Annotated in this window: 10 protein-coding genes and 2 pseudogenes; 3 read left to right on the top strand and 9 right to left on the bottom strand. The window is 69.0% G+C overall.

The genetic code is table 11. The features are described 5' to 3' along the window. Positions 1-47: 47 nt before the first annotated feature. The 3 genes and pseudogenes from ACHUEU_RS05755 (at position 48) to ACHUEU_RS05745 (ending at position 1,672) form a co-directional block, all read left to right on the top strand. Positions 48-527: a VOC family protein gene (locus tag ACHUEU_RS05755; protein ID WP_394214944.1), complete on the top strand. Its 480-nt coding sequence runs from the start codon at positions 48-50 to the stop codon at positions 525-527. Then, positions 487-777 (top strand): annotated as a pseudogene (locus tag ACHUEU_RS05750) (acyl-CoA dehydrogenase family protein); the annotation flags it as partial. The gene ACHUEU_RS05755 and the pseudogene ACHUEU_RS05750, both read left to right, overlap by 41 nt. A gap of 148 nt (positions 778-925) precedes the next feature. Then, positions 926-1,672 carry a GntR family transcriptional regulator gene (locus ACHUEU_RS05745; RefSeq protein WP_394214943.1) on the top strand — a complete coding sequence of 249 codons (747 nt, stop codon included), beginning with the start codon at positions 926-928 and terminating at the stop codon, positions 1,670-1,672. Positions 1,673-2,047: 375 nt separating this feature from the next. Here ACHUEU_RS05745 and ACHUEU_RS05740 read toward each other — a convergent pair whose 3' ends face one another. From ACHUEU_RS05740 to ACHUEU_RS05700, 9 genes and pseudogenes are all read right to left on the bottom strand, one after another. Then, complete coding sequence (locus tag ACHUEU_RS05740; RefSeq protein ID WP_394214942.1) at positions 2,048-2,824, bottom strand: triose-phosphate isomerase; 777 nt, start codon at positions 2,822-2,824, stop codon at positions 2,048-2,050. 142 nt (positions 2,825-2,966) lie between these two features. Next, a complete protein-coding gene (locus ACHUEU_RS05735) occupies positions 2,967-3,437 on the bottom strand; it encodes a ribose-5-phosphate isomerase (protein WP_394214941.1) in 471 nt (156 codons plus the stop codon). Positions 3,438-3,514: 77 nt separating this feature from the next. Beyond that, entirely contained in the window at positions 3,515-5,230 is a 1,716-nt protein-coding gene (locus ACHUEU_RS05730) for a dihydroxyacetone kinase family protein (protein ID WP_394214940.1), read from the bottom strand. A gap of 410 nt (positions 5,231-5,640) precedes the next feature. Continuing rightward, positions 5,641-6,384 (bottom strand): GolD/DthD family dehydrogenase, encoded by a 744-nt coding sequence (locus tag ACHUEU_RS05725; protein ID WP_394214939.1) that lies wholly within the window; start codon positions 6,382-6,384, stop codon positions 5,641-5,643. A gap of 56 nt (positions 6,385-6,440) precedes the next feature. Then, positions 6,441-8,193: pseudogene (locus ACHUEU_RS05720) on the bottom strand (dihydroxyacetone kinase family protein). A gap of 7 nt (positions 8,194-8,200) precedes the next feature. Further along, positions 8,201-9,256 (bottom strand): substrate-binding domain-containing protein, encoded by a 1,056-nt coding sequence (locus tag ACHUEU_RS05715; protein WP_394214938.1) that lies wholly within the window; start codon positions 9,254-9,256, stop codon positions 8,201-8,203. A 46-nt stretch (positions 9,257-9,302) separates the two neighbouring features. Further along, the gene (locus ACHUEU_RS05710; protein WP_394214937.1) at positions 9,303-10,298 is read right to left on the bottom strand and encodes an ABC transporter permease; all 996 of its coding nucleotides are present in this window, start codon (positions 10,296-10,298) and stop codon (positions 9,303-9,305) included. Next, positions 10,295-11,884, bottom strand: coding sequence for a sugar ABC transporter ATP-binding protein (locus ACHUEU_RS05705; RefSeq protein ID WP_394214936.1), 1,590 nt, complete (start codon positions 11,882-11,884; stop codon positions 10,295-10,297). The genes ACHUEU_RS05710 and ACHUEU_RS05705 overlap by 4 nt, the downstream gene beginning before the upstream one ends. A gap of 202 nt (positions 11,885-12,086) precedes the next feature. Continuing rightward, the gene (locus ACHUEU_RS05700) at positions 12,087-13,460 is read right to left on the bottom strand and encodes a xylulokinase (RefSeq protein ID WP_394214935.1); all 1,374 of its coding nucleotides are present in this window, start codon (positions 13,458-13,460) and stop codon (positions 12,087-12,089) included. Positions 13,461-13,462 lie beyond the last annotated feature (2 nt).

Raw genomic sequence — 13,462 nt, 5'->3', positions numbered from 1 at the left:
TCTCAGGGCCGGTCAGCAGCGCGGCCCAGCGACGGAGAGGACCCGCCATGTCCGAGAACCACCCCACGGCCGAAGGGACCTCGGGCGAGGCCGCGCAGAGCACCTCCGCCGATGAGTCCGCGATGCGGCGCCCTTCGGGCCGACCGGTCCACTTCGAGATCCAGGCGGCGGATCCGCAGCGCGCCCTCGCCTTCTACTCCGCCGTGTTCGGATGGACCTCCGAGGACTGGTCCGAGTTCGCCGGCGCCCCCTACTTCGGTGTCACCACCGGCACCGGGCAAGGCATCGACGGTGCCGTCCTGGGCCGTCCGGGCGGGTCCAACCCCGAGGTCGGCGGCCCGGTGATGGGCGGCGTCCTCACCATGGGCGTCGACGACTTCGACGCCACCGCGGCGAGGATCCTCGCCGCCGGCGGCACCGAGGCGCTGCCCAAGTACGCACTGCCCGGAATGGCCTGGCAGGGCTACTTCCACGACACCGAGAACAATGTCTTCGGCGTCCACCAGCCCGATCCCGACGCCGCCTGACCCGCGCCATCGTCCGGCACGCGGCGCCAGCGCCCCGAGGAGTGCTCGGCTGCTGGTGCGCACCCGGTGCGGGAAGACCCTCGGGAGGGGTCGGCACGTCGTCGTCGGCGGCGACGCATGCCAGATCTGGGGCGACGACGGCTTCATGAACGAGAACGTGGTGGCACGCTGCTGCCGCGACTCGCGCATCCTCGAGGTGGGGGAGGGCTCCACCGGGGTGCAGCTCGGAATCATCACCGAGCAGCTGGGCGGTCCCGAACGTGGACACAGGATGAGGGGCGGCTCACGCGGCGCCGAGGGGACTCGTTGGGCAACTTCCTATAGGATGCCAATGGGTGCAGTGCCTGCGGGTCACGTCAGGGAAGAGTGACGACCCGAGCCGAGAGGGGAGTGGACAGATGGCTGTGCGACGACAGGTCCTGCGTGCTGAGGTCGAGGAGCTGATCCTCAAGAGACTGCTCGAGGCGCGATGGATGCCCGGAGCTCGCCTCAGCATCGACGGCCTTGCCCGGGATCTCGAGGTCTCTCCGACCCCGGTGCGTGAGGCGATGGTTTCCCTGGAGCGCTCTGGACTCGTCGAGTATGTGGCCCTTCGAGGTTACGTCGTCGCTCCGATGCTCGATGCGGCTCAGATGACAGAATTGCTCGATGCCCGCAAGGCAGTGGAGACGGCGGCACTGAACCGTGCCTTCGAGAATGTTGATCTCCTGCTCGGGGAGCTAGAGGCGGCCCACACCCGGCACGGAGAGGTCATCGATCGCATCGGAGCAACCGATGAGGTCACCTACGAACTGCTGCAGGAGCATTTCCGTGCGGACTGGGGCTTCCACCAGCTCCTGTTCGACCACGCGGACAACCGTTACCTCGCGAAGATGGTCGAGACCCTGCGATCGCACACGCATCGCATGCGTCAGACCTGGGCCGGCGGCTCGCCGGCGCTCGACGTCCATGAGGCGCATGAAGAGCACGGACGGATCCTCGAGAAAGTTCGTCGCCACCACCAGGACGGCGCCGTGCAGGCTCTGATCGAGCACCTCGATGCAGTGCTGCAGCGCTCACTCGCTGTGGCCGAGGAGAAGCCCGAGCACGTCGCGGAGCAGATGGGGGAGGCGGAGAGTGCCGCTGGGGCGGTGGCGTCGTCCTGACGACTCACCGGGACTGATCTCTCAGCTGGCGGGAGTCATTGAGGACCATCCCGAGAATCGTGCGGGTCGCGGCGGGGATGCCGGTGGTCCTGCGTCCCAGACGCATCGGGCCTGACCCGGCGCACATGATGCGGTGCGTCGCGGGACCTGGACCCGGGGTTCCGGGAGCCCGACGATCGGTGGGTCGGGGCGCGGGGGCATGCCGGTCCGTCGCACCGGCCGCCGCCGTGGTGGGCGGTTCTGAGCATTCATGGGCATCCGAGGACCTCCCGGCAGAAGCCGAGGGAGACGGCGGAAGGTCTTCGCCGGCCTCCGCCGAGGATGTCCTCGACTCCCGACCTCCAGCGAACGGGCAACCTCCGGGATGCGTCCGGGCTATCCTTCGACCTGCCCTGACTCCGCATGCGCCCGTGCGATCTGCAGCAGCTCGAGGTAGCCGTCCAGCTGCCAGGCGGTGCGGCCCACGAACAGTCCGGTCACGTGTTCGATGCCGAGCAGCTCGGCGGCGTTGTCGAGATTCACCGAGCCTCCGTAGAGCAGCCCGGCGACCCTCCCGGAGTACACCGCGCCCAGCGCCGCGAAGGGGTCGATGAGCTCAGGAACGGTGGCGGGTCGGCCTTTCTCGCCGATCGCCCAGATCGGCTCGTAGGCGATCAGCACACGGGACAGCTCCTGGTCGGAGAGCCCGGTGAGGGCGCCGCGAGCCTGGCCCAGGATGAACTCGGCCGAGCCCCCGGCCTCGTTCACCTTCGCGCTCTCCCCGATGCACAGCAGCGGGGTCAGGCCGTGGCGCAGGGCGGCGACGACCTTCAAACGGGTGTGCTCCACGGTCTCGCCGAAGTGCTCCCGGCGCTCGGAGTGACCGATCTCGATGATCCGGGCGCCGGCATCCTTCGCCTGCGGCACGGAGACCTCCCCGGTCCACGCCCCGGCATCCTCCCAGTGGGCGTTCTGCACGCCCAGCAGGGCGGGGGAGTCCTCGCCGAGGATGCCGGCCACGGTGGTGGTGGCGGTGAAGGACGGGATCACGAAGGGCTGCACGCCGGTGGGCCCCGCTCCGGCGAGATGATCACGCAGGCCTTCGGCCCAGGCCCGCGCCTCGGCGAGGGTCTTGGTCATCTTCCAGCTGGTGCCCACCCACAGGGTGCTCATGTCTCTCCTTCGTCCCGCGTCGCGGGGCTGTACGACGCGGGATCGTCAGATTCCGTTCCAGAACAGCTCTGGGAATGGTTCGGAACCTGACGATCCCGTGCCGCGGTGGTGTTGCGGTCGGTCCGTGCGCCGGGCCCTGGTCTCAGGCCTGCTCGAGCGAGCTGTCGTAGGCGCAGATCGCGTCGACCTTCGCGGCGGAGGACGAGGTCGGGTCGAACTCGAGGTCCAGCCACACCTTGACCAGCTCCTTGGCGGCCTCCAGTCCGATCACGCGCTGGCCCATGGTGAGCACCTGTGCGTTGTTCGAGAGCACGGAACGCTGGACGGAGTAGAGGTCGTGGGCGGTCACGGCGCGGACGCCGGGGACCTTGTTCGCTGCGATCGCGACGCCCAGGCCGGTGCCGCAGATCAGCAGGGCCCGGTCCGCCTCGCCAGCGGCGACCTTCTCTGCCGCGGCGACCGCGATGTTCGGGTAGTAGGTGCCGTCCTCGGCGCTGCCCACGCCGACGTCGACGACCGACTCGACGCGGTCGTCCGCCTCGAGCAGGGTCTTGAACTCTTCCTTGTAGCCGTAGCCGGCATTGTCGCCGCCGACGATGATCTTCAGAGCCATGAGCTCCTCCTTCGTAGTGGTGGTCGCGCTGCTCGCAGGGGATGCAGCGGTCGTGGGTGGTGCGGTGGTCGTGGCATTCAGGACAGGTGCTGCCCGAGCTCCTTCATCAGGATCGAGAAGGAGATCGCGCCGGGGTCGGGGGTGCCGATCGACTTCTCGCCCAGCACACGGGAGCGTCCCAGGGACGCGGTGATGTCCGCAGTGGCGTCGGCCGCGTCGCGAGCGACCGCCGCGGCCTCCAGGATCGCCTCGGCGGCGTTGTCTCCGGTGAAGGTCGACTCCAGAGTCTCCCGGAAAGGTGCCGCGGCGTCCACCATGGTCTTGTCGCCGACCGTCGCGCCGCCGAGCCGCTGGACGGCATCGATCCCGGCCTCGACCGCGTCCACGATCGTGCGGGGCGCTGCGCCGGCCTGGTCATCGAACACGCTGCCGGCGGCGATCAGGGCCGCTCCCCAGAGCGCGCCGGAGGTGCCGCCGGCGGACTCCGACCAGGCCTCACCGGCCCGGACCAGCAGGGTGCGGGCCCCGGCCCCGGCCTCGAGGGCCTCCTGTGCCGCGGCCGCGGCACCCTTGGTGCCGTAGGCCATGCCCTGGCCGTGGTCCCCGTCGCCGGCGATCGCGTCGATCCGGCCCAGCTCGGCCTCCTCGCGGGCGCAGACGGCTTCGAAAAGCTCCAGGACACCGACGATCTTCCCGGCCGCCGCGCGGGACTGCTCGCTCGAGGCGGGCGTCTCATCGGCGCCGGCCTCCCAGAAGGAGGTGCGGCGGTGGCGCTCGACCTGCGCCATCGCGCCTCGGTGGAAAGCGGGGGTGTCCACCGGAGCGAGCCAGTGCTGCTCGAGCTCCTCGTCCAGGAACACCAGGGTCAGGGACAGCCCGGCCATGTCCAGGCTGGTCACCAGCTCGCCCACCTCGGGGCGCACCGGGGTGATGCCCGCCTCCGCGAGCAGCGCGGCGACCTTCGCGTAGACGATGAAGAGCTCTTCGTACTTCACCGTGCCCAGGCCGTTCACAAGCACCGCGGCGCGACCCCGGTAGCCGCCCTCGGTGCGCTCGGGCTGCTCGGCGAGGACCCCCTCGACAAGGATCGTCGCGATCTCGTCGGCGGTGCCGAGCGGCTCGTCGCGCACGCCCGGCTCGCCGTGGATGCCCAGACCCACGCCCATCTGGCCGTCCTCGACATGGAACAGCGTCTCGGGCGCGCCGGGCAGCGTGGGACCGTCGAAGGCGACGCCGAAGGAGCGGGTGGAATCGTTGGCCTTCCAGGCGATCCGCTCGGCCGTGTCCAAGTCGGCGCCGGCCTCGATCGCGGCGCCGGCGATCTTGAACACCGGCAGGTCACCGGCGATGCCGCGGCGGTCGCGATGGTTCTCGGGGGTGTTGGAGACGATGTCGTCGCTGACCTTGACGATCCGCACGTCGATGCCCTCGGCGCGCAGCTTCTCCGCGGCGGCGCCGAAGTGCAGCACGTCCCCGGCGTAGTTGCCGAAGCCCAGGACCACCCCGCCGCCGTTCTCGGCATTGCGGGCCACGGAGTAGACCTGTGAGGCCGAGGGCGAGGAGAAGATGTTCCCGCAGGGGGCGCCGTGGCCCATGCCGGGGCCGACCCAGCCGGCGAAGGCGGGGTAGTGGCCGGAGCCGCCGCCGATCACCAGGGCGGGCTGTCCGGCGGGGGTCTCGGTCGCGCGCACCACGCCGCCGTGCACGACCGCGACGTGGTCGGGGTGGGCGGCGGCGAGGCCCGCGACGGCGTCGGTCGCGAAGTCGGCCGGATCGTTGAAGAGGTACGTCATCGTGTTTTCCTCCGAGGGTGCCGCACGGGGAACCGACGGCGAGTAGTCGTGGGTGGGCCTGCCTCCGAAGAGACTCGACTCGGGATGGATCCTATAGGAATGAAGGAGGTTCGGTCAGGAAGCGACGAGACTCACGGATCTGTTTATCGGCCAGGGTGTTCCATGTGTTCTTGTAGCGGGGCCCTGGACACAAGACCCGACTCGGCGACCTGCGACCCTTATAGCGTCTGAGTCCGGCGCCCCCACGCACCTGTATTTCCGCGCACTCTTGGGTCCGGAGACCAGTTTTCGGGGGAAGGTTGCGCGCGGACCGGGTAAGACAGGATGAGGGGTGGCCGCCCCGAGTCACTCCTGGGGGCGGCGCCCTCGCTCCGCCGCTCGGCGGCTCCTGGTCCATGCGTGCGGCAAACTCACACAGTCGTGAATCCCCCATCCATGAGGTAGTTGCTCCCGCTGATCATGGCGGCGCTGTCGCCGGCGAGGTAGGCGATCAGGCCCGCGACCTCCTCGGGCTGGGCAAAACGGCCCACCGGAATCTCGGCCTTCGCCTTCTTGCCACGTTCCCCGGCCCAGGCCGCCTTGCCCAGCGGGGTCTCCACCACCGTCGGGGACACGGCGTTGATCGTCACGCCCTGCCGGGCCCATTCGAGGGAGAGCACGTGGGTCAGCCCCACTACCGCGGCCTTGCTGGCGCAGTAGGCGACGTGCTGGTCCAGCCCCACCACCGCAGCCTGCGAGGCGAGGTTGATGATGCGGCCATACCCGGCTTCAAGCATTTTCCGCCCGGCCGCCTGCGCCATGTAGAACGTGCCGCTGAGGTTGACGTCCAGGGTCAGCTGCCAGCGCTCGGCGGGGACGTCCACGGCCGGATCCAGCAGGGCGACCCCGGCGGAATTCACCAGGATGTGAGGCGTGCCGACGGCCTCGACCGCTTCGTCGATCACCCGAGTGGCGGCGGTGGGGTCGGTGAGGTCCGCGACGATGCCGTGGTGCCCCTCCCCCGGCAAATCCGCGGGGATGGACGTCACCGCCTCGTTGAGGTCCACGCCCACGATCCGGGCACCGCGCGCGGCGAAGTGCTCAGCGACTGTGGCTCCGATGCCGCTCGCGGCTCCGGTGATGACGGCGATTCTGCCTTCGAATGTGCGCTCCATGCTCATTCCTTCTCTCGATCGTTGGTTTCGGGGTGCGGTGGGATGATCCCGGCCGCTCAGACGTCATCTCCTGCGTCACGGGCAGCTCCTCCGTCGTGGACGGTTTCCTGCCCCCGCTCGCGCAGGTTTTTGACGAGTGCTGTGACGAGCAGCGCGAACGACTGAGCCCCGGCGTCCGGGGTGCCGATGCTCTTCTCCCCGAGCGGGCGCGCCCGGCCCTTGCGCGGCAGCAGCTCCGCTGTCGCGTCCGCGGCGCGCGGCACCAGCTGCCGGTGCCCAAGCCTCGGTAAGACTGGAACCCGCCCGCACGGACTCGCGTAGCGTTCGCTGAAACGGGAGGGCCGCGTCGACCATGGTTTTGTCTCCGATCTCCGCGCAGCCCAGGTCCTGGATCGCCGCCACGAAGGCGCTCACCGCGTCGGCGGCGTGGCGGCTCGAATAGGTCTCCCGCTCATCGCCCAAGGCGTCCCCGGCCACCTCGAGGCCGGAACCCCACAGCACTCCGGAGGTGCCGCCGGCTTCAGCCGCCCATGCCCTGCCGGCTCCTGTCAGCAGCCAGGCAGGCCCAGTGCCCGTGAGCGAGCCCGCAGTGCGTGAGGCGGCGGTAGCGCCCTTGACCATGCCGCGCCCGTGGTCGCCGTCCCAGGCGACGACGTCGATCCGGCCCAGTTCCTTCTCGCGCTCCTGGAGATCCCCGGGCATCTGCTCGAACCCCGAGAAGATGTGCTCGGCGATACGTGCCCCGTCTGCGGAGGGTTGCGGTGCCTGCGCCTGGACGTCGGAGGAGGTGCCGACCTCCACCGGCGTCAGCGCGGCGAATGGAGCGGCCTGCTTTCGGTAGCCAGGGGTGTAGGCATCCGCACACCACCACTGCTCGAGGTCAGTATCGAGCCAGGTGAGGGTCAGGGAACAGCCGCCCATGTCGAGGCTAGTGACGATCTCACCCACCTCGGGTTGGACGGGGGCGAACCCCTGCGCCTTCAGCAGCTGGCGCACTTCGCCCCACAGCAGGAAAAGTCCTTCGTGCTTGGTGGTGCCCAGCCCGTTCACGATCACGGCCACCCGGTTCGAGTCCGTGCTGGGCCGAGCCGCGAGGGCCCCCTCCACCAGCAGTGCGGCGAGCTTCGCGGCGGAGGTGCGTGGCGCGTCGCGGATCCCGGGCTCGCAGTGAATGCCCAAGCCCACCCCCATCATCCTGTCGGGAGCCGTGAACAGGGGGGTGTCGGCCCCCGGCATGGTGCATCCAGAGAACGCAACCCCGAAGGTGCGCGTCGCAGCGTTCGCGGCGTGCCCTGTCTGTTCCACAACGTCGATATCCACCCCGGTGGCAGCTGCCGCGCCGAGTGCCTTGAATACCACAAAGTCGCCAGCGATCCCGCGCCGCTCCTCCTCCACGGCGGAGGACGCGACTTCATCGGTAGCCAGCACGATCCGGGTGTCGATGCCCTCGCGACGCAGCCGCTCCGCGGCGATGCCGAAGTTCATCACATCCCCCGCGTAGTTACCGAAGGTGAGAATCACGCCGCGCCCCTGATCGGCTGCCTTGGCAACCGAGTAGACCTGCACGGCCGACGGCGAGGTGAAGATGTTGCCCACCACAGCTCCGGCCGCGAAGCCAGGTCCCACCAGGCCCGCGAAGGCCGGGTAGTGGCCGGAGCCGCCGCCCACTACTACGGCGACGAGTGGCTTCGGACCGCGGTGGCTGACCACGCCGCCGGGCACGGCGCGCAAGCGGTCGGCGTAGAGCGAGGCGAAGCCGTCAAGCTGCTGGTTGGCGAAATCCGCCGGGTCATTGTGCACGGTGGTCATGGTCTGCTCACCGCTCCTGCCCGGGCAGGCCCTCATAGGCGACGTTCCCGGCCGCGAGGTTCTCGTCGATGAGGTCCGGGAGCCCATCTAGGAAGGCCTCGCGCTCGGTCACCACGTTCTCCATGACAGCCTCGACGTTCTCGGAGGTGACCGCCGGCATCGTGTAGACGGGTTCGGTGGGAACGTCCTCGCCACGCACGATACCGGCGGCGACGGCGAGCCCAGCGGCGAGCTCGACGGTGCCGTGCTGCAGCGAGGTGCCGATCATGTCGCCGGCCTTCACTGCCTCCAGCCCGTCCTCGATGCCGTCGATCCCCACCACCGGGAGACCCTCCATTCCCGCCTCGCGGAGGGCTTGGATTGCGCCGAGCGCCATGTCGTCGTTCTGTGAGATCACGCCGGTGATCTTGTCCCCGAAGGCCGAGATCCAGTTCTTCATCTGGTTGACGGCCTCGTCGCGCTTCCAGTTCGCGGTGTCCTTGGTGAGCACCTCGATGTCGGGGTTCTCGGCGAGGATGTTCTCGATCCCCTGGCCGCGGTCGATCTGTGGCGAAGAACCCAGCGGTCCCTCGAGGATCACCACGGCGCCCTTCCCTTCGAGCGCCTCGACCATCTGCGTGGCCTCCTGCTCGCCAGCGGCGACGTCATCTGGTTGGACGCTCGCATCGAGCTCCACACCCGACAGTGCAGTGTTCACTGCAATGACCGGGATCCCCGCAGCTTTGGCCGCGTCGACCTGCGGGCCGAGGGAGTCGGCCTGGACGGGGACGATGATGATCGCGTCAACCTGGGCGTTGATGTACTGATCGACCTGGCTGGCCTGGGCGGAAACGTCGCCGCCGGCCGAGTTCCACTGCAAGTCGATGTCGCGGGCGGCGGCATAGGCTTCCATCCCCTCCTTGCCCTGGGTAATGAACGAGGACATGTCGTACACCGTTACGCCTATGGTGATGGAGTTCGAGCTTGCACCGCTCGGATCGCCAGCTCCGCAGCCGGTAGTGGCGAGGGTCGCGGCGGCGGGCACCGCGGCGAGCATGAGCGTGGTGAAGGTCCTGCGTTTCATGGTGTCTCCTTCGACGGGGGTATTGCGGGGAGGGGTGGAGGGACGGTCAGGAACGGTTGCGGGAATTCGACCAGACGTCGGCGGCGACGGCGGCAACGATGATCACGCCCTTGATGACGTCCTGCCAATAGGCCGGAACGAGCAGCAGGTCGAGTCCGTTATTAATGGTCTGGATGAGCAGCAGACCGATCGCAGTGCCCCAGATGGTGCCTCGCCCGCCCATCAGGCTGGCCCCGCCGATCACCACGGCGGCGATCGCGTCCAGCTCGTAGCCGCGCCCCAGGTTCGGAGCGCCGGCGATCACGCGTGAGGAGAGCATGAGCCCGGAGATCCCAGCGAGCAGGCCACTGATCGCGTAGACGCTGAAGAGGATCCCGCGCGAGCGCACCCCGGCGATCTCCGCGGCGAGGCGGTTACCTCCGACCGCGTACACGCGCAGGCCGTAGGTGGTGCGGCGCATGAGGAGCGCGAAGCCGACGATCGCCACGATCATGAGGATCACGGGGATGGTCAGTCCACCGATTCCGGTGTTCGCCCACATGCCGAACGAGGCCGGGAGGCCGTTGATCGGGGCGCCACCGCCGATCACGTAGGCGACGCCGGAGGCGAGGGTGAGCATGCCGAGCGTCGCGATGAACGGTGGCACGTTCAGCTTGCTGACCACGACGCCGTTGATCGCACCCGCCAGCAATCCGGCCAGCACAGCGGCGATCAGCGGGATGATCGGGTTGTCGCCGAAGTTCTTGGCGGACCAGGCGGCGGCCATCGCGCTGGCGGCGATCACGCTGCCAACGGACAGGTCGATGCCGCCGGTGAGGATCACCAGGGTCTGCCCGAGCGCGATGAGCGCGAAGGGCGCCGCCGCGACGAGGATCGTCAGCAGGTTGTCGGGGGTGGCGAAGCGGGCGCTGCGGTAGGCGAAGAACGCCACGATCCCCAGCATCACCACGATCATGATGTGGCGCACGAGGAAGTCTCGGACGAGGGTCGCCAGGCCTCCAGCGGAGCGGGTCGGGGTCTCGACCGCAGTGTCGTTCGTCATCGCTGGTTCTCCTCAGGGGAAGTCGTGTCGGTGGAGGTGGTGTCGGTGGCCGGGGATCCGTCGATCCCGGAGGCGAGACGGAAGATGGTCTCCTGCACGTCGGAGTCGTCTAGCTCATCCCGGGAGAGTTCGTCGGCCACGCCCAGGTCCCGCATGACCAGGGCGCGGTGGGAGAGGGCGAGGATCTCGGGCATGTCGCTCGAGGCCATGACCACGGCCATCCCCTGAGCGGCGAGCTCGACGATGATCCGGTAGATCTCGCTGCGCGCGCCGACGTCGACGCCACGCGTGGGCTCGTCCAGTAGAAGCACATCGACGGTGCCGGTCAGCCAGCGGCCGAGCACCACCTTTTGCTGGTTCCCGCCGGAGAGGTGCTCTAAGCTCTGCCCGAGGCCCGTGGACTTCAGCCGCACCGACTCCATGGCAGAGGCGATCGTGGAGCGTCGTCGGCCCTCCAGGAGCAGCCCGAACCGGGAGAAGGCGGCGATACGGGGCAGGGTAGCGTTGTCCACGATGCTCATCGGCAGCACGGCACCGGCGCCCTTGCGATCCTCCGGGACGATCGCCAGGTGCTGGCCAATGGAGTGGCGCGGGCTGCCGGGTCGTAGCGTCCGACCACCGATACTCACCTGGCCGGTGACAGGCCGGCGCGCACCGTAGATGCTCTCAATCAGCTCTGTCCTGCCGGCGCCGACGAGCCCGGCGAGGCCGAGGATCTCACCGCGGCGGACGGTGAACGAGATCGGTGCGGTCTCTGCCTTGATGGCGAGATCCTGCACCGCCAAGACCTCTTCGGTCTGGTGCCCCGGCCGTGCCGGGAAGAGGTTCTCGAGCTTTCGGCCGATCATTGCCGTGACGATCTCGTCGTCGGTGATCTGCGTGATCGCGGAGTCCGTGATGAGCCGACCGTCGCGCAACACGATCACGCGATCGGCCATGTTGCGCATCTCCTCCATCTTGTGGGTGGTAAAGAGGATGGCTACGCCCCGGTCGCGGAGGCCGCGCACGACCTTCTCCAGTTGGGCGACCTCGCGCTCGGCGATCGCGCTGGTGGGCTCGTCCAGGAGGAGCACGCGGGCGCCGCGGCCGCTGGCTTTGATGATCTCGATGATCTGGCGGACGCCGACGGGCAGCGGACCCATCTGCAGGGTGGGGTCTAGATCGAGCCCGAATTCCGCGAGCGATTCCCTGGCGCCATCGATCATGGCTCGGCGATCCAGCAGGCCGAGGCGATTGCGCACTTCGTGCCCGATGTAGAGGTTCTCGTACACCGTCAGCTCCGGGATCGAGGCCAGCTCCTGGGGGACGATCGCGACGCCGAGGTCATTGGCGGCCCGTGTGCTCCCGGCGGTCAGGACCTGGTCGCGGACGGTCACGGAGCCCGCGTCCGGCCTGTATTGGCCCGATGCGATCTTCATGAGCGTGGACTTCCCCGCGCCGTTCTCACCGGCCAGGGCGGTCACGCTGCCCGGCTCGAGGTGGAGATCGATCTCCTTCAGTACCGGGATGCCGCCGAAGGACATCGCGATCCCCGTGCACCGCAGCATCGCTGCGTCCAACTCGGCATCCATCACGGTTTGCGACACGCTCAGCTCCTTCGCTCGAGGTCGCTTCTACTGCGACGTGGGTGCCACGCTAGAACAGCCACGACACATTCTGCAAGCACCCCTGCTCAAGTGAGCAGTCCTGTATTCTGTGTTCGAGGTCGCTCATGCGAGCTCCAACGTGAGGCGCGGTCGGCTCCTGGCGGTCGACGACACCTCAGAGCCCCGCGCAGGGCCGGCCGGGTCAGTCGAGTGTCGCTGGGGCGCCGAGCCCGGCGGCTCGGTGAGCGGACCGGACGTCGCCGGCCCAGGTCCCGCTGCCCAGGCCGGGGCGATGCGGCGTGAGGATGAGGGGCCAGCGCGGCATGACGCCGGTCAGCATCCACGCTGCCTGTCGCGCCGCACCGAACGCGGCATGCTCCCTCTCCGGGGCGACGTGGATCGTCCGCGCCGTGAGGTCCGCGATCGCCTGTCGAAGAGCTCGAGAACGCGCACCGCCTCCAACGAGGAGGATCCGCCGAGGCTCTCCGGCCACACTCGAGAGGTCGTCGACGGCATCCGCAATCGCGCAGGCTAGTCCGAGGACGCTGGCTCGCGCGACCGACTCCGGTGTGAGCGCCCCGCGGGAGAGGCCCAGCAGCGCGCCGGCTCCTGCGTGCCTCGGCGGGTTTCGCTCACCGTCGAGGTAGGGAAGCATAACGAGGCCTCCGGCCGTGGGCTCGGCGCGCGCCGCGAGCTTGTCCAGTCGCGCCGGGGAGATACCGAGCATGTTCGCCGTCGCGATGATTATCCGAGCGCCGTTCAGCATGGTAATGATGGGGATGGCGCCGGAGCGCGCATCGGCCATGGAGTCGATCCGGCCGGTCGGGTCGGCGATCGGGGACGCGGTGCGCATGGAGACGGTCGCGCTCGTCCCGACGGAGATCACCATGTCCCCGCTCTCGCTGGCCAGGGCGAGGTGCGTGGCCGCGTTGTCCCCGCAGCCGGCCCCCACGAGCACGCCCTCGGCAGTCATCCCCGCAGGGGCGAACGGGTCAAGGACCTCAGGGGTCAGCACCTCCCGGCCGAGGCTGTGCCGGATCAGCTCGGCGTCGTAGTCGCCGTCGACGATCGACCAATACCCGGTGGACGAGGCATCGGAGCGATCAGTGGACGGCACCTCCCGTCGACCCAGGAGCGACCAGGTCAGCCAGTCGTGCGGGAGCAGCACGGTTTCGACACGGGCAGCGAGATCGGGCTCGTGCTCACGCAGCCAACGCAGTCTGCTCACCGGGTGCGCTGAGTCCGGCAGCAGGCCCGGACCGCGCAGCCATCGATCTCGGCCCAGTTCGCGGACGAGAGCGGCACCGGACTCCATGGCGCGAAGATCATTCCAGAGAATCGCAGGCCGCAGCACCTCACCCTGCCGACCGAGAAGGATCGTGCTGTGCTGCTGCGAGGTGATGCTGAGCGCTCGCTCCTGGGCGAGTATCCGCCCGCCCGCCAATCGCAGAGCGTCCCACCACCGCTGCGGCCACACCTCGGTCCCCTCTGGGTGCGGAGCCGTTGAGGAGTGGACGAGATCACCGCTCAGCGCATCGACGACCACCACCTTCGTGCTCTGGGTCGAGGAGTCCACTC

It is taken from the genome of Brachybacterium vulturis, assembly GCF_043641765.1.
In the GTDB taxonomy this organism is placed as follows: domain Bacteria; phylum Actinomycetota; class Actinomycetes; order Actinomycetales; family Dermabacteraceae; genus Brachybacterium; species Brachybacterium vulturis_A.
The sequence above is the reverse complement of the archived record's forward strand: the minus strand, read 5'-3'. Positions and strand labels throughout refer to the sequence as shown.

Excerpts from the sequence above, each read along its gene's own strand:
- ACHUEU_RS05755 (WP_394214944.1), top strand. The coding sequence starts at position 48 with ATGTCCGAGAACCACCCCACGGCCGAAGGGACCTCGGGCGAGGCCGCG.
- ACHUEU_RS05745 (WP_394214943.1), top strand. The coding sequence starts at position 926 with ATGGCTGTGCGACGACAGGTCCTGCGTGCTGAGGTCGAGGAGCTGATC.
- ACHUEU_RS05740 (WP_394214942.1), bottom strand. The coding sequence starts at position 2,824 with ATGAGCACCCTGTGGGTGGGCACCAGCTGGAAGATGACCAAGACCCTC.
- ACHUEU_RS05735 (WP_394214941.1), bottom strand. The coding sequence starts at position 3,437 with ATGGCTCTGAAGATCATCGTCGGCGGCGACAATGCCGGCTACGGCTAC.
- ACHUEU_RS05730 (WP_394214940.1), bottom strand. The coding sequence starts at position 5,230 with ATGACGTACCTCTTCAACGATCCGGCCGACTTCGCGACCGACGCCGTC.
- ACHUEU_RS05725 (WP_394214939.1), bottom strand. The coding sequence starts at position 6,384 with ATGGAGCGCACATTCGAAGGCAGAATCGCCGTCATCACCGGAGCCGCG.
- ACHUEU_RS05715 (WP_394214938.1), bottom strand. The coding sequence starts at position 9,256 with ATGAAACGCAGGACCTTCACCACGCTCATGCTCGCCGCGGTGCCCGCC.
- ACHUEU_RS05710 (WP_394214937.1), bottom strand. The coding sequence starts at position 10,298 with ATGACGAACGACACTGCGGTCGAGACCCCGACCCGCTCCGCTGGAGGC.